This is a genomic window from Dorea sp. Marseille-P4042 (assembly GCF_900290215.1).
Taxonomy (GTDB): Bacteria; Bacillota; Clostridia; order Lachnospirales; family Lachnospiraceae; genus Dorea; species Dorea formicigenerans.
Genome location: NZ_OLMI01000002.1, coordinates 891,066 through 907,114, shown reverse-complemented (window position 1 = coordinate 907,114; position 16,049 = coordinate 891,066). Strand labels below are relative to the sequence as shown.

13 protein-coding genes are annotated in these 16,049 nt (G+C 38.6%); 12 read left to right on the top strand and 1 reads right to left on the bottom strand.

All coding sequences use genetic code 11. The annotated features are described in order from the left end of the window. Nucleotides 1–283: 283 nt before the first annotated feature. The 11 genes from C7E02_RS09850 (at nucleotide 284) to C7E02_RS09800 (ending at nucleotide 12,802) form a co-directional block, all read left to right on the top strand. Nucleotides 284–1,513 (top strand): pyridoxal-phosphate-dependent aminotransferase family protein, encoded by a 1,230-nt coding sequence (locus tag C7E02_RS09850; protein WP_005341008.1) that lies wholly within the window; start codon nucleotides 284–286, stop codon nucleotides 1,511–1,513. Between the two features lie 178 nt (nucleotides 1,514–1,691). Beyond that, nucleotides 1,692–2,237, top strand: coding sequence for a Uma2 family endonuclease (locus tag C7E02_RS09845; protein WP_105309454.1), 546 nt, complete (start codon nucleotides 1,692–1,694; stop codon nucleotides 2,235–2,237). A gap of 203 nt (nucleotides 2,238–2,440) precedes the next feature. Then, nucleotides 2,441–3,520 carry an ABC transporter substrate-binding protein gene (locus C7E02_RS09840; protein WP_005341003.1) on the top strand — a complete coding sequence of 360 codons (1,080 nt, stop codon included), beginning with the start codon at nucleotides 2,441–2,443 and terminating at the stop codon, nucleotides 3,518–3,520. Beyond that, entirely contained in the window at nucleotides 3,510–5,207 is a 1,698-nt protein-coding gene (locus C7E02_RS09835; protein WP_005341002.1) for an ABC transporter permease, read from the top strand. Before C7E02_RS09840 ends, C7E02_RS09835 begins: the two co-directional genes overlap by 11 nt. Continuing rightward, nucleotides 5,179–6,108 carry an ABC transporter ATP-binding protein gene (locus C7E02_RS09830; RefSeq protein ID WP_105309453.1) on the top strand — a complete coding sequence of 310 codons (930 nt, stop codon included), beginning with the start codon at nucleotides 5,179–5,181 and terminating at the stop codon, nucleotides 6,106–6,108. The genes C7E02_RS09835 and C7E02_RS09830 overlap by 29 nt, the downstream gene beginning before the upstream one ends. A gap of 109 nt (nucleotides 6,109–6,217) precedes the next feature. Further along, a complete protein-coding gene (locus C7E02_RS09825; protein ID WP_105309452.1) occupies nucleotides 6,218–7,042 on the top strand; it encodes a polysaccharide deacetylase family protein in 825 nt (274 codons plus the stop codon). A gap of 219 nt (nucleotides 7,043–7,261) precedes the next feature. Continuing rightward, nucleotides 7,262–8,830, top strand: a complete 1,569-nt coding sequence (locus C7E02_RS09820) for an ABC transporter substrate-binding protein (protein WP_029731555.1) — start codon at nucleotides 7,262–7,264, stop codon at nucleotides 8,828–8,830. Nucleotides 8,831–8,965: 135 nt separating this feature from the next. Then, nucleotides 8,966–9,919, top strand: a complete 954-nt coding sequence (locus C7E02_RS09815; RefSeq protein ID WP_105309451.1) for an ABC transporter permease — start codon at nucleotides 8,966–8,968, stop codon at nucleotides 9,917–9,919. Between the two features lie 14 nt (nucleotides 9,920–9,933). Then, on the top strand, nucleotides 9,934–10,830 hold the full coding sequence (locus C7E02_RS09810) for an ABC transporter permease (protein ID WP_029731557.1): 897 nt from the start codon (nucleotides 9,934–9,936) through the stop codon (nucleotides 10,828–10,830). Beyond that, a complete protein-coding gene (locus C7E02_RS09805) occupies nucleotides 10,830–11,822 on the top strand; it encodes an ABC transporter ATP-binding protein (protein WP_105309450.1) in 993 nt (330 codons plus the stop codon). Before C7E02_RS09810 ends, C7E02_RS09805 begins: the two co-directional genes overlap by 1 nt. A gap of 2 nt (nucleotides 11,823–11,824) precedes the next feature. Continuing rightward, nucleotides 11,825–12,802 (top strand): ABC transporter ATP-binding protein, encoded by a 978-nt coding sequence (locus tag C7E02_RS09800; protein WP_105309449.1) that lies wholly within the window; start codon nucleotides 11,825–11,827, stop codon nucleotides 12,800–12,802. A 114-nt stretch (nucleotides 12,803–12,916) separates the two neighbouring features. Here the strand turns inward: C7E02_RS09800 and pepT are convergent, their stop codons facing one another. Continuing rightward, on the bottom strand, nucleotides 12,917–14,143 hold the full coding sequence (pepT, locus tag C7E02_RS09795) for a peptidase T (RefSeq protein ID WP_105309448.1): 1,227 nt from the start codon (nucleotides 14,141–14,143) through the stop codon (nucleotides 12,917–12,919). Nucleotides 14,144–14,455: 312 nt separating this feature from the next. Between pepT and C7E02_RS09790 the strand changes: the two genes are divergently transcribed. Continuing rightward, the gene (locus C7E02_RS09790; RefSeq protein WP_105309447.1) at nucleotides 14,456–16,018 is read left to right on the top strand and encodes an ABC transporter substrate-binding protein; all 1,563 of its coding nucleotides are present in this window, start codon (nucleotides 14,456–14,458) and stop codon (nucleotides 16,016–16,018) included. Nucleotides 16,019–16,049: the final 31 nt, after the last annotated feature.

Below are 16,049 nucleotides of genomic sequence, written 5' to 3'. Positions count from 1 at the left end.
TTTAAATTTTAAAATGCGGTTTTGGATTTTAACTATCAAAATCGCATTTTCTCTTGAAATATAGGGATTTTGTGGGTATAATAATGTCATTAAAAAGAGGTTGAAAAATCCAATGGTGGAACAAGCTTATTGGTTTTTTGCACCTCTTTTTTCGATATCAGGAATAAAATTTCCAATATCAGATGCTTCCGGAAGAATGTATAAAAGCATCTTTCCAATGGATTTCTAAAAAAAAACAGGAAAAAATAACAGAAACAACACATGAAAAGAGAGGATGACAGACATGAAATTTAAAGAGATTAATCCATCACCACGTACACTTATGACACCGGGACCAGTTGAAGCAGATCCTCGCGTACTTCGCGCAATGGGCGCACACATTCTCGGACAGTTCGATCCGGAATTTACAGCACTTATGAATGAGACAATGGAGATGGAGCGCTATGTGTTCCAGACACAAAATAAAATGACATATCTTGTAGATACCACATCAAGAGGAGGTCTTGAGACAGTTCTGACAGGAGCAATCTGTCCGGGAGACAAAGTTTTGATTCCTGCATTCGGACGTTTTGGATATCTGCTTGCAGAGATTCTGGAGAGATGTGGAGCAGATATCACACTTCTTGAGAGAGAATGGGGAACTGTATTCGAGCCGGAAGAGATTGAAGAGGCATTAAAGAAAGACAGCTACAAAGCCGTTGCATTTATCCACGGTGAGACTTCTACATCTATGATGCAGCCATTGAAAGAGATTGGTGAAATCTGTGAGAAATATGGTGCACTTCTGATTGTAGATGCAGTTGCAACACTTGGCGGAGCAGAAGTACACGTTGACGACTGGAAGTTATCCGCATGTATCTCCGGTACACAGAAATGTATTTCAGCACCTTCAGGTTCTGCACTGATCACATACAATGAGCAGATTGAAGAGATTGTTAAGAAGAGAAAGAAAGTAGAGAAAGGAATCCGTACAGCAGATGATGTAAATGGTTCACTTGCAGGAATCCCAAGCAACTATCTGGATCTTGCACAGCTTGAGGATTACTGGAGTCCAAGACGTCTGAACCATCATACAGAGGCTACAAGTATGCAGTATGCAGTACATGAAGCACTCCGCTGTATCGTGGACGAGACTCTGGAAGCAAGATGGGCAAGACACAGCCTTAATGACAAGGCTCTGTGTGCTGGTCTGAATGCAATGGGTCTTAGCATTTTCGGAGATATCGAGCACAAGATGCCGGTTGTAACAGCAATCAATATTCCGGAAGGAGTAGACGGAAAGGTAATCCGTGGAACACTTCTCAACGAGTTCGGAATCGAAATTGCAACATCATTCGGACCACTGGACGGCAAGATTTTAAGAATTGGTAACATGGGATATTCAAGCCAGAAGAGAAATATTCTGATACTTCTTGGTGCTCTTGAAGCAGTTATGCTTCAGAATCATGTTAAGATTGCTACAGGCGAAGGTGTGGCAGCAGCTATGGAAGTATACAAAAATGCTGAGAAATAAATAATGATATTGAAAAATATATGACAGATAAATGCCTCTTGGTGAATTGATTGCCAGAGGCATTTTTAATTGCATGTGTAATAATAATTTAATATTTATTTATACTAAAAGTATAGATAATTAAAACATAACATGTTATAATATGACATAAGGATTTACAGGAAAGGAGCAATACAATATGCCGTTATTGAAAGAGGACATTTACACAATAAAAGATATATATGCATTACCAGCCGGAGAACGTGCAGAACTGATTGAGGGAAAAATATATGACATGGCACCGCTGTCAGCAGCTCATCAAAGAATATTAATAGCATTAAGTACAGCAATATATAATTATATTGATAGTAATAAGGGCTCTTGCGGTGTATATTTAGCGCCGTTTGCTGTTTTTCTGAATGAAGATGACAAGAATTATGTAGAGCCGGATATATCTGTGATTTGCAATCCGGATAAGTTGGACGATAAAGGGTGCAATGGGGCACCGGACTGGGTGATTGAAATTGTATCGCCAAGCAGTCAGAGAATGGATTACATGATAAAGTTGTTTAAGTACCGTACCGCAGGGGTTAGGGAATATTGGATTGTAGATTCATTGAAAAATAGAATTACTGTATATAATTTTGAAGAAGATACCATGCAGGAGTACACATTTTCAGAAGATATACCTGCAGGAATATATCAAGGCAAGCTTACAATTAATTTATCAAATATTCAGAGATAAGTGTAGAATATATGATTTACTCCGGAACATATACTGTTATAAAGGCAGATGTTCCGGAGTTTTTTCGTAGGTTGAAAATAGTAAATATATATATAAAATATCTATATGCATATGATGATTATCGAGAAAAGCAATTTGAAAAAGCTGATTATGAGTGCTAAAATATTCAAAAATACAACAAAAAAGAAAGAGGAAAAAGTATTATGAAAAGAATGAAGAAATTTGCAGCTCTTCTTCTTGTAGTAGCCATGACATTTGGTATGGTTGCCTGCAGCAGTTCAGACAAAAAAGAAGAGTCTACAAAAAAAGAAACTAAGACAGAAGAAAAAAGTACCAAAAAGCTTGATGGTACTTTGAAAGTTGTTACAACTGGAGATGCTTATCAGCCATTATTTGATAAGTTTACTGAAGAAGTTGGACCTAAAGTAGAATTTATTTCTATGTCTTCCGGAGAGGTATTATCAAAATTGAAAGCAGAAGGTGGAACGCCAGCAGCAGACCTTTGGTTTGGTGGCGGAATTGACGCATTTATGGACGCAAAAGATAATAATCTTCTTGAAAAAGTAGATTTTGATGCGGCAGATGAACTTTCACCAGACTTTAAGGATAGTGATAATTACTGGTTCTCTAAAGGTGTTACTGTAGTAGGATTTATTGTAAACAATGATATTTTAAAAGAAAAAGGACTGGAAGCTCCGAAGACATGGGATGATCTCACAAAGGAAGAGTATCAGGGAGAGGTACTGATGTCTAATCCGGCTATCTCAGGAACAAACTATGCAGTAGTAAATGCACTTCTTCAGACAAAAGGACAGGACGAAGGTTGGAAGTATTTTGAAGCACTTAATAAGAATGTAGATTATTATTCAAAACGTGGTTCAGATCCAAGTACTAAGACGGCAGCAGGAGAAGTTGGTATTGGTATCACATATATCAATGGTACACTTGATGAGTTAAAAGAACAGGCAGATGTTGATGTTATCTATCCTGAAGATGGAATGCCATATGTCCCAGAAGGTGTTGCAGCATTTGCAAATGCAGAGAACACAGAGGCAGCAAAAGCATTTATCGAGTGGTTCTTCTCTGATGATGAGAACATGAAAATGATGGCTGGTATTGACAAGAATAATACATGCCTTCTTGTAAAACCAAGCTTGAAGGGACTGGAACTGAATTTTGACGAGAGCCAGCTTATGAAAGAGGATCTGTCATTATTTGGATCAGAAAGAACAGAAATTCTTGACAAGTGGAGTACTTTGATGGGAGATAAAGGTGAACAATAGAAAACCTATAAAAAAACGGGCATCATTATATGATGCCCATTTTTATAATATATTAGATTATTTTATATTGGCAATACTGGTAGCCGGAGTATTGATATTTATTCTTTATCCGCTTCTTTGTATGGTGAAGCAGAGCTTCGCAGGAACAGAAGGATTTTCAACGGAAGTTTATAAAAGTATTTTCAGTGATAATCTGGTGTTAGTAAAAAATAGTGTATTTGTCGGAAATTTATCAGCATTTTTTTCTACGATTGCAGGACTTCTTGTAGCAATTTGTGTGTGGGCAGCTGGAAAGAAAATGGGAAAAGTCCTGGAGACAATTTTATTGATTAGTATGGTCTCTCCGCCATTTATTGCATCGCTGGCATACATTCAATTATTTGGAAGAAATGGATTGATTACAAAAGGAATTTTAGGCTTGTCATTGAATCCATATGGCTGGCTTGGGGTTGTTGTTATGCAGACTCTATTTTTTGCTTCATTAAATGCACTTATGATTCTTGGAATGCTGAAGAAAATGGACATGTCATTGGTCAGGGCATCTTTTGATTTAGGAGCATCATCTGGCTACACTTTATGGAGAATAGTAGTACCGTTGTTGCGCCCAATACTTTTAAGTTGTTATTTGCTTTCCTTTATCCGCTCAATTGCTGATTTTGGAACTCCAGTAGTAATTGGAGGCCGCTTTGAAACAGTTTCAACAGAAATATATATGCAGGTCATTGGCTATTCTAGATTGGACAAAAGTGCTGCGCTTAATGTATTGCTTCTTGTTCCTACAATTATTGTATTTGTATTATACCGTTATTTGATGAAGAAAAATGAAAAAGTTATTGATGGAAATAGCAATAAGACGATTGAGGCTGGAAATACTTTCAGACTACGAGGTATGTCGGCAATTGTTGTATGGCTGGGAGCAGGTTTCTTTTTTGTTATGATGGCGCTGGAATATGGATCTATTTTCTTGAATAGTTTCAGTAGAAATCTGCGAGGCAAAATTACATTTACAACCATGTATTTAAAAGCATTGCTTGAACGAGATATGGACACTTTTGTACGAAGTGTGGAATATGCGTTGATTGTTGCAATAGTAGGAAGTGTGATTGGAATGTTGCTTTCTTACTATATTGAAAGAAGAAAAATAAAATTAGGAGGAGTGCTAGATTTTATTATTACATTACCATATATGCTTCCGGGAAGTTGCTTTGGAATTGGTTATATTCTTGCATTCAATCATAGTCCGTTAAAGTTTACCGGAACAGCAGCTATTGTTGTGTTAAATATGATTTATAAGCAGATGTCCATTACAACAAAGGCTTCGTTTTCTTCACTGCAACAAATCAGCATAGAACTTGATGCTGCAGCAAGAGATCTTGGGGCAAACAAATTTTTGGTGATGAAAGATGTAATTCTTCCTAATATGAAACAAGCTTTTGCAACAGGATTTATTAATAATTTTACAAGTGCAATGGTTACGGCAGGTGCTGTAATCTTTCTGGTGACACCAGGACAAAAGATTGCTGTATTTACATTATTTGACTGTATTAATACAGGGCGATATGGCGAAGCATCAATGATTGCAACATTTATTATTGCTATTACAATTACTGTAAATGTGATATTTTCAATACTTGTTGCTTGGAAAGGAAGAAGAAAACGTGTATTTAGAACTGAAAAATGTAAGTAAAAGTTTTGGTGAAAAAGAAGTAGTAAAAGATTTATCACTTTCGCTTCCTAAGGGAGAGCTGTTATGTTTGTTAGGAGCATCAGGTTGTGGAAAGACGACAACGCTTAAAATGATTAGTGGTTTCTTAAAGGCGGATAAGGGGCAGATTTTGATTGATGGACATGATATTACTGAACTAGATCCAGAAAAGCGCCCAGTATCAACTGTTTTCCAGTCATATGCATTATTTCCGCATATGACGGTTTTGGAAAATGTAATATATGGATTAAAATTTCAGGGAATTCAAAAAAAGAAAGCCAGAGAAATGGGGATGGAGTATTTGAAAATCGTGGATATGGAAGAATATGCAGGATTTTCAATTGGCGAAATATCTGGTGGACAACAGCAAAGAGTTGCATTAGTCAGATCGTTAATTACAAAGCCGAAGGTACTTCTTTTAGACGAGCCACTTAGTAATTTGGATGCGAAACTTCGAGTCAAGATGCGTGAAGAAATTCGGGAAATTCAAAAAAAGTATGAGATTACAATGGTTTTTGTAACCCATGACCAAGAAGAAGCAATGGTACTTGGTGACAAGATTGCTATTATGGATCAGGGTAAACTTGTCCAAATCGGAAGACCGGAAGAAGTGTATTTGCATCCACAAAATGATTTTGCAAGAGATTTCTTGGGAATATCGAATCAGTTTACCGATATGCGAGGAAACCATATATGTTGTAGACCAGAAGAACTCGAATTTGTGGATAATGGTACTGTAAAAGGAATTGTAAAGCAGGAAGAGTTTTTAGGATTTTACCGACAATATTGTGTTGAAACAGAAACCCATGAAACCATCATTGTAAGAACGGATAGAGGGGTAAAAAAGGAAGTAGGAAAAGAAATTCAGCTTCAAGTTAAATAGAAGATTAAAAAGGATATAATTTATCAAAAAATAAAGATTCTTATAGAAGAATATATGATTTACTCCGGAACATATACTGTTATAAAGGCAGATGTTCCGGAGTTTTTTTATGAGAAAGTTAATAAAACTTGAGAAAATAAGTATCAATTGCAAGCGTATTCAAAAGAAATGGAATAAGAAATGGTTGACTCGTGGGATTTTTACATGTGTGATTGCAATAGCATTGATAGGTTCATGTAGGTACATATCAGGAATTGTCAAGGTTTCAAGCAATGTCAATGGGAAAGAACTTCCGATTTACTGTGTCCAGACTGATGAAAAGAAGGTTGCGCTCTCATTTGATGCGGCATGGGGGAATGATGATACCCAGAGAATCCTGGACATTTTAAAGGAACATGATGTACATGTCACATTTTTCATGACTGGCGGGTGGGTCGAAAGTTATCCTGACGATGTGAAAGCAATCTATGAGGCAGGCCATGACCTTGGAAATCATAGTCAGAATCATAAGAATATGTCTCAGCTTTCCGATGAGGAGAAGACGCAAGAGTTAATGAGTGTTCATGAAAAAGTGAAGGAGTTGACAGGAGTCAAGATGCAGTTGTTTCGCCCGCCATATGGAGATTATGATGACGCCGTTGTTTTAAATGCCAGGGAAAATGGATATTATCCGATTCAGTGGGACGTGGATAGTTTGGATTGGAAAGACTACGGGGTTGATAGTATTTTAAATACGGTGCTGAATCATAAGGCACTTGGAAATGGTTCGATTATCTTGTGCCACAATGGAGCGAAATATACGGCAGATGCTCTGGATGCATTGCTGGACGGATTGAAAGAAAAAGGTTATCAGGTAGTGCCGATATCGCAACTGATTTATAAAGAAAATTACCATATGGACGTGACCGGAAGACAAATTCCGGACGCGAAGTAGATACCTAGAAAAGCCCGTAAAATGGACGAAAAATCAGAATATACACATCAATTAAAGAACATATATAGAATAGTTTAATATTTGCTGTCCTTTTATTTAAATTCTTGATTGGACAATGGAAAAGTAATTGTGGTAACATTAAATGTATACTTGTTAACGTTGATAATTACTGCATAATAAAGCAGTGATACAACTGGAGAAAAAGAAAAGGAGAACTTAATGAAAAAGAAAATTGTAAGCGCACTTTTATGTGTCGCAATGATCGCAACTATGGCAACAGGTTGTGGTGGCAGCAAATCCAGTTCTACATCTGGAAATGCAGATTCTACAGCTAAGCAGTTTGAGATTAATGCAGCAATTGCAGCAAATCCACCTGCACTTGATCCACACACTGTAAATGCTAATGTTACAGGTGGAATTGGAATTCATATTTATGAAGCTCTGTTCCAGATGGATGAGAATTATGAACCGCAGCCAGTACTTGCAGAGTCTTATGAGATGAGCGATGATGGAAAAGAGTACACAATCAAACTTCGTCAGGGAGTAAAATTCCACAACGGAGATGAGATGAAGGCAGATGATGTAGTAGCATCTATGAATCGTTGGGTGAAGCTTTCACCAAAGGCTAAAACACTCATTGACGGTTCAGTGTTTGAAAAAGTAGATGATTATACAGTGAAACTTACTGTAAATGAGCCATCTTCTGATATCATCATGGTTCTTGCAAGCCCGATTCAGTTTGCAGCTATTTATCCAAAGTCAGTTGTTGATTCAGCAAGTGATGAGGGTGTAAAGGAATATATTGGAACTGGTCCGTACAAAGTAGCAGAGTGGAAGCAGGATCAGTATGTAAAACTCGAAAAATATGAGGATTATCAGCCGGCTGAAGGAGAATCCAGTGGTCTTGCAGGAGCAAAAAATGCACAGGCTGACACAATCACATTTAACATTGTAACAGATACAGCGACTCGTATTGCAGGTGTACAGAATGGTCAGTATGACATTGCTGAGGATATCCCGGCAGATCAGTACAAAGATCTTGCAGCAGACAAGAATCTGACTATGGATGTTCGTAGTGGTGGTACACTGAACCTGTTCCTGAATACAACAGAGGGTGTTATGGCTGATGAGAAAGTACGTCAGGCAGCTCTTGCAGCACTTAACTGTGATGATATTCTGATGGCAAGTTATGGAGATGCTGATCTTTATAAGCTGAATGCAGGTTGGTGTAATCCGGATGATGCTCAGTGGGGAACAGAGGCTGGCTCTGAATATTACAATCAGAACGATGTAGAGAAAGCGAAAAAGCTTCTTTCTGAGTCAAGCTACAACAACGAAAAAATCGTATTAGTTACAACACCAGAATACAATGAGATGTACAACGCAACATTAGTTGTTCAGGAGCAGTTAAAAGCAGCAGGATTCAATGCAGAAGTTGAAAGTTACGACTTCAGCACATTCATGGAGCACCGTGCAGATCCGAAACAGTTTAGTATGTATATTACAAGTAACAGCTACAATATGCTTCCAATTCAGTTATCAGTACTGGATAAAGGATGGGCAGGACTGGATCGTCCGGAAGTAACAGACGGAATCAAAGCAATCCGTTCAGCATCTTCTAACGAAGAAGCAAAAGCTGCATGGGAAGATCTTCAGTCATTCATTTATGAATATGGTGCAGCAAGTGTTATCGGACATTTCACAAATATTACAGCTATGAACAGCAAAGTTGAGAATTATCAGTACCTGAGATTCCCAATTTACTGGAATATCACTTTTGCAGAGTAATAGATGGAAGAGTTTGCTTACATCTAGGTGAGTCTTGAATAGTAAACACAGCGGCGGAATGCGAAAGCAACCGCCGCTTTTGCAAATTTAAGTAATATTTTCATTGAACTTAAAAATCATGGAGGAGGAAATTATATGTTATCTTATATTGGAAAACGTATTCTGTCATTGATTCCTGTACTCTTTGTTGTGTCGTTTGTGGTTTTTCTGGTTGTATATATGATACCGGGAGGACCTGCAACAGCAATTTTAGGACTGGAAGCATCAGCAGATCAGATAAATGCTTTGAATGCGCAGCTTGGTTTTGACAGACCATTTCTTGTGCAGTATGGTGACTGGATCGTCAATGTATTTCAGGGAAACTGGGGGGATTCATTCTTTTTACATGAGTCTGTAACAGAAGCAATTGCTGAATATTTTGGCCCAACAATCAGCCTTGCAATTCTTGCGCAGTTAATTGCATTAGTTCTTTCTATACCACTTGGGATTCTTGCAGCATATAAGAGAGGAAGCGCGACTGATGTAGCAGCAGTATCTGTGTCATTGCTTGGTATTGCAATTCCAGGATTCCTTTTAAGTATGTTTTTAATGTTATTTTTTAGTGTGTATCATCACTGGTTCCCGGTAGCAGGGTATGCACCATTGGCAAATGGACTGTTGGAACATTGGAAATATCTGTTTGTTCCTGCACTCTCACTTGGAATTGTACAAGCTGCTTATATTACACGAATGACAAGATCATCACTTCTTGAGGTGTTATATAAAAATTATATTCGTACAGCAAGAGCAAAAGGATTAAAAGAAAGAAAAGTAGTTCTTCGCTATGCACTTAAAAATGCGGCGCCTGCAATTCTTACAGCAGTCGGACAGTCATTTGGAAGTCTGATTACAGGAACAATCGTAACGGAGACGTTGTTTAATATTCCGGGGCTTGGAATGTTGACAATGGGTTCTATTAATCGAAGAGATGTATATGTAATCCAGGGAGTTGTATTATTTGTAACATTATTGTATGTACTGGTAAATCTTGTGGTTGATATTTTATATGGATTTGTAGATCCAAGACTGCAGCCAGGCAGAAATAAATAACGGGAGGGCGGAAAATGGTATTAACAAGAAAAGGAATTTCTGCCTCCAGTGAGGCAATTATAAAAGAACAACGACAGATTACAAGAGAAAAATTACTCGCAAGTCCGGGACTGATTATCGGAACAATTGGATTTTTATTAATTCTGGTTACTGCAATATTAGTTCCGATTCTCAACACGCAGGATCCAAATGCAATGGTGGTCATGGATCGTCTGAAAGCACCAAGTGCTGCACATATTTTTGGAACAGATGAATTAGGAAGAGACTTATTTATCCGTGTAATGTACGGAGCAAGAGTTTCTCTTTGGGTTGGCGGTTGTGTTGCAATCTTTTCCTGTGTTTTGGGAACAATTATCGGACTTTATGCAAGTTATTTCAAAGTGCTTGATCAGATCCTTATGAGAATCTGTGATGGATTGATTGCAATTCCGGGAATCTTACTTGCGATTGCATTGATTGCGGCACTTGGAACATCAAGCTGGAATGTAGTTGTAGCACTTACAATTGTATATACTCCAAACGTAGCGCGTACAGTACGTGCCAGCGCTATGGTTATTCGTGAGCAGACTTATGTAGAAGCTGCAAAAGTACAGGGAAGCGGAAATTTCAGAATCTTATGGAAACTGATTCTTCCGGGCGTTATTTCACCGCTGACAGTTCAGGCTTCTTACATTTTTTCACAGGCAATTATTTCAGAAGCATCTCTTAGCTTCCTTGGAGCGGGTGTTCCGGCACCGGCAGCCAGTTGGGGAAATATGCTGGAAGCAAGTAAAGCAGTACTTTCAAAGGCACCTTGGACAATGATTGTACCAGGAGCAGCAGTTATTATATGTGTACTGAGTCTAAATCTTTTTGGAGATGGACTTCGTGACTTTATGGATCCGAGAACAAAAGGAGGCGTGAAAAAATAATGAATGATACAATATTAGAGATTAAAGATTTACACGTTCTGTTCCCGGTACATAAAAAGTGGCTTCCGGCAGTAGATGGCGTGAATTTGAAGATTGAAAAAGGTGAGATCACTGGCGTAGTTGGTGAATCTGGTTCCGGAAAAAGTGTTATGTCCCAGACAATTCTAAGACTTCGTGATCATGATACAAATGTCCGCTATGAAGGTGAAATTTTATTCGAAGGTGAAGATTTGTTAAAGCAGCCTTTAAATAAAATCCGTGATATCAGAGGAGACCGTATTTCGGTTATTTTTCAGGATCCATTGACTTCATTGAGCCCGGTTCATACTGTAGGCAGTCAGTTGAGTGAAGTACTGACTTTGCATAAAGGGTTAAATAAAGAACAGGCAAAAGAAAAAGCAATTGAAATGTTAAAATTGACAGGAATCCCAAATCCGGAGAACTGTTTTAAACAGTATCCATATGAACTTTCAGGTGGTATGCAGCAACGTGTTATGATTGCAATGGCATTATCCTGTGAACCAAAGCTTTTGATTGCGGATGAGCCAACAACAGCACTTGATGTAACAATTCAGGAACAGATTCTGCAGCTGATCCGTGAATTGAACGAAAAGCTTGGAATGTCTGTATTGTTTATTACCCATGACATGGGAGCAGTTGCAAATTTATGCCATAATGTAAAAGTTATGTATCTTGGTCAGGTGGTTGAAGAAGCATCTACAGAAGAATTGTTCCAGAATCCGCTGCATCCATATACACAGGGACTACTGACATGTATTCCGCACCTTGGAGTGAAAAAAGGAGAACCGCTGCCAGTGATTGAAGGATCAGTGCCTCCGTTATCTAAAGTACCGGTAGGGTGTCATTTCTGTACCAGATGTAAGATGGCAGATCAGCACTGCATGGAACATGAGCCGCCAGCCTGTGAAGTTGCTCCGGGGCATGTAGTGAAATGTTGGAAATATGCCGAATCCGGAAAGCAGGAGGTGTAAAGATGAGTGAACATTTGCTGGAAGTAAAACATTTAAAAAAATCATATCCGGTGTATGATAATTCTGGAAAATTATTTGCAAAGAAGAAACATATGTGTGCGGTCGATGATATGTCTTTCTTTATTGAAAAAGGAGAAACTTACGGACTGGTAGGAGAATCTGGATGCGGAAAATCTACGACAGGAAGAACAATTGTTGGTCTGAATCATGCAGATAGTGGAGAGATTTTATACGATGGAAAGGACTTATGTAAATTAAGTGATAAAGAATTTCGCCTACTGCGTAAAGACATTCAGATGGTATTTCAAGACACTTTATCAGCGCTTAATCCGAGACAGAGAATCGGAGATAGTTTAAGTGAGACTTTAAAAATCCACGGAATGACAGATAATGAGAAGAGAAGAGAAGCCGTAGTTGAAATCCTGAAAAAGGTAGGACTTTCCGAAGAGCATTATTTCAGGTTTCCACATGAATTATCAGGCGGACAGGTTCAGAGACTTGGAATTGCCGGAGCTTTGATTATCCAGCCGAAGCTGATTGTCTGCGATGAGCCGGTATCTGCGCTGGATGTATCTATTCAGGCTCAGATTTTGAACATGCTTGTGGAACTTCAAAAAGAATTGGGACTGAGTCTTTTGTTTATTTCTCATGATATCGGTGTAGTACGTTTTATTTCAGACAGAATCGGAGTTATGTATCTTGGAACTCTGATGGAAGAGACAGGGACAGAAGAACTTTTTGAGCATCCATTGCATCCATATACGGAAGCGTTGTTTGAGGCGGTTCCTGATCCGTATATCAAACGTACGGAATTAAAAGGATTAAGTGGAGAACAGCCGGTTCGAACAGAAGATTTCAAAGGCTGTGCGTTCTATACAAGATGCCCATATGCAACAGATCGTTGTAAGACAGAAAGACCGGAACTTAGAGAAGTGAAACCGGGACATAAAGTAGCCTGTCATAGATATAATAATGACTAGTATAAGCCTTTTAAATTAGCATAATAAATCAGAAAAAGCGTCACTCATATTTTGTATGAGCGGCGCTTTTTGGTACTATTGAAAGTATGTAGTCGTAATTATCTTTTGGGCAGATTATTTTGAAAATGTAGAATATATTTTTACCAGTTCTATGACCATGTCTACAACTTTATCCATGCTTTGGGCAGAAATGTGTTCATAAGGACCGTGATAAGCGTGTGCCCCAGTTCCGATATCAGGGCATGGAAGTCCGCGAAAACTAAGATGACAACCGTCAGTTCCTCCACGGATTGGAGAAACATTTGGAATTAGTCCAACTCTTTCACACGCAGATTTTGCATTTTCAATTAAGTGGATATTTTGTTCAATGATATCTTTCATATTATAATACTGGTCGGTTATACAAAGTTCTACGGTTCCTGCGCCCCATTTTGCATTTAATTGTTCAGCAATGGAAAGAAGGTGATTTTTGCGATTTTGAAACTCAGTGTTGTCATGATCCCGAATAATATAATCCATATGAGCAGAACCACAGTCTCCAGCTATATGAACTAAATGATAGAAGCCTTCATAACCTGCAGTATCACGTGGTGTTTCGTGCTTGGGAAGTTGGTTATTAATTTCCATGGCGATCAGGCAGGCATTGATCATAGTGTCTTTAGCAGAACCAGGGTGGACGCTCACGCCATGAATGTCAAAAGAAGCGCTGGCAGCATTAAAGTTTTCATATTGTAAGTTCCCCTCTGTAGAGCCGTCAAGTGTATATGCAAAATCGGCATCGAACAAATCTATATCAAAAAGGGAGATACCGGTTCCAATCTCTTCATCAGGCGTAAAAGCAATACAAATCGGGCCGTGAGGTATCTGCTGGGACTGCAAGCGTTCAACCAGTGTCATAATCTCAGCAATTCCGGCTTTATCGTCAGCTCCCAGAATGGTTGTGCCGTCGGTCGTGATCAGTGTGTGGCCGGTTAGAGCTTTGAGATGTTCAAACATATCAGGACTAAGAATAAGACCACTGCTTCCAAGGGGCAGATCTTTGCCATTATAATTTTCAGTTATGACTGGCTGAATTGCATGTTTGCAATAATCAGATACAGTATCTATATGAGCAATAAAACCAAGTGCAGGAGCATTTTCATATCCTTTTGTGGCTGGAAGTTTTCCATAGAGAAAACAATGTTCGGTGAGGTGAATGTCAGAAACACCGAGGAGTTGCATTTCATCTTTCAGAAGATTAGCCAGGTCAAATTGACATTTCGAAGAAGGTGTTGTGTTACTGGTTCCATCGCATGGAGTGTTGATTGCGACATATTTTAATAAACGTTCATAAGCTTTCATAGAGCTCTCCTTGTGTGTGATTTATATTATATATCGTAGCATATTTTAAGGGAAAATGCATTAGTTTTAAATCCCAGGAAAGCCCGTAAAATGGGCAAAAAACTAGAGTACACTCTATTTAAAGAACATATATAGAATAGTTTAATATTTGCTGTCTCTTTTATTTAAAATCTTGATTGGACAAATGAAATGTTAGCTTGATATAATAATGCTCGTACTTATGAATTGTTGACAATATGTGACAGGAAAAATACAGTGTCAACATGTAATGAATAATGCAAAGAAACAAAAGTAAACCTAAGGAGGAAACGAATGAAAAAGAAAATCATCAGCGCACTTTTATGTGTAGCAATGGTAGCAACTGTAGCAGTTGGTTGTGGAAAAAGTTCCGACAGCAAATCTACAGATTCTGCTTCCAGCAGTGATAGCAGTTCACTGGTAATGCCGGTATCTGCAACAGTAACAAGCTTAAACGGTGACTTAGAGACAATGGCAGAGGGAGCTTTCCAGCTTGCTCCATACCAGGATAAACTCTACTATGTTGACCAGGACGAGACAAGATGGTACCTGGCTGATAGCTGTGAGGTTTCTGAGGATGGTCTTGAGTATACATTAAAATTAAAAGATAATCTGAAATGGCATGATGGTGAGCAGATTACAGCAGATGACGTAATCTTTACATTTAACTGTAACCAGAACACAGACAACGGTGCCGGTTATACCAATGTTGTATTTGTAGGTGACAAAGAAGTTAAGGCTGAGAAGGTTGATGACCTGACAGTTAAATTCACACTTCCAGAAGTTTCTGCTTCTTACTATGAGCTTCTTGGAAAATTAATTCTGATTCCAGAGCATGCATTTGACGGAAATACAGACATCAAGTCTGCAGATGCTAACCTTACAGATATCGGATCTGGTCCGTACAAACTTGTAGAGTTCAAAGACGGTGAGTCTCTGACATTTGAGAAGTTTGAGGACTATTATGGTGATGAGCCGCAGATTGACCAGATTACATTCAAAGTTATTCCAGATGCAAGTTCACAGGAAGTTGCATTTAAGAATGGAGAGATCAATTTCTTCGCAGTATCTTCTGATGATGTAGCAACAGAGATGGAAGAGACAGACGGAGTTACTCTTCATAAATTAGCAGAGGGACGTGTAAAATACCTCGCTTGGAACAAATACTGCCCTACATGGGAGAACCGTGATGCAGTAAAAGCTGTATTTATGGCACTGAACCAGGAAGAAATCGTTAAGGGTGCTTACGGAGATTCTATGGGAACAACAGCAAACTCTGTTTTCAGTAACAGAAACCTGTTCTATGATAAGGATGTAAAAGGGTATGAGCAGAATCTTGACGAGGCTAAGAAGTTAGCTCAGAGTTCAGGACTTGCAGGAAAGACAATTACTCTTCACTATAACACAGACAGAAGTTACATGGAGGCAACAGCACTTCTGATTCAGGAGCAGTTAAAAGCAATCGATGTAAATGTTGACATTCAGGGAATTGATGCAAACGGATTCTTCGATGTAGTATTCACAGATAAGGATGATTATGAGTTATACCTGAATGAGTATGCAGCAATCGGTGACCCAGGTGAGGTCGTAGCTGGTATGTTCGATGGAACATGGGGCAATAACATCGATACTCCACAGGAGATTCTTGACCTCTTCGAGCAGGGTAGAAAAACTACAGATGTAGAGAAGAGAACAGAGATCTACAAAGAGTTACAGGAGAAAGCAATGGAGTCTTATCTGACATACCCAATCGCTTACCCTAACTACTGCTTTGCTACAAGCGACAACCTTGAGGGAGCAGAGACATATTCAACAACACCAGTATTTGAGGATTATACAAAACTGTCTTTCAAATAAGATAAATGTAACAAGATAACGAAAAGCCGAA

Excerpts from the sequence above, each read along its gene's own strand:
- C7E02_RS09825 (WP_105309452.1), top strand. The coding sequence starts at position 6,218 with ATGAGAAAGTTAATAAAACTTGAGAAAATAAGTATCAATTGCAAGCGT.
- C7E02_RS09805 (WP_105309450.1), top strand. The coding sequence starts at position 10,830 with ATGAATGATACAATATTAGAGATTAAAGATTTACACGTTCTGTTCCCG.
- pepT (WP_105309448.1), bottom strand. The coding sequence starts at position 14,143 with ATGAAAGCTTATGAACGTTTATTAAAATATGTCGCAATCAACACTCCA.
- C7E02_RS09850 (WP_005341008.1), top strand. The coding sequence starts at position 284 with ATGAAATTTAAAGAGATTAATCCATCACCACGTACACTTATGACACCG.
- C7E02_RS09820 (WP_029731555.1), top strand. The coding sequence starts at position 7,262 with ATGAAAAAGAAAATTGTAAGCGCACTTTTATGTGTCGCAATGATCGCA.
- C7E02_RS09790 (WP_105309447.1), top strand. The coding sequence starts at position 14,456 with ATGAAAAAGAAAATCATCAGCGCACTTTTATGTGTAGCAATGGTAGCA.
- C7E02_RS09845 (WP_105309454.1), top strand. The coding sequence starts at position 1,692 with ATGCCGTTATTGAAAGAGGACATTTACACAATAAAAGATATATATGCA.
- C7E02_RS09800 (WP_105309449.1), top strand. The coding sequence starts at position 11,825 with ATGAGTGAACATTTGCTGGAAGTAAAACATTTAAAAAAATCATATCCG.
- C7E02_RS09840 (WP_005341003.1), top strand. The coding sequence starts at position 2,441 with ATGAAAAGAATGAAGAAATTTGCAGCTCTTCTTCTTGTAGTAGCCATG.
- C7E02_RS09815 (WP_105309451.1), top strand. The coding sequence starts at position 8,966 with ATGTTATCTTATATTGGAAAACGTATTCTGTCATTGATTCCTGTACTC.
- C7E02_RS09810 (WP_029731557.1), top strand. The coding sequence starts at position 9,934 with ATGGTATTAACAAGAAAAGGAATTTCTGCCTCCAGTGAGGCAATTATA.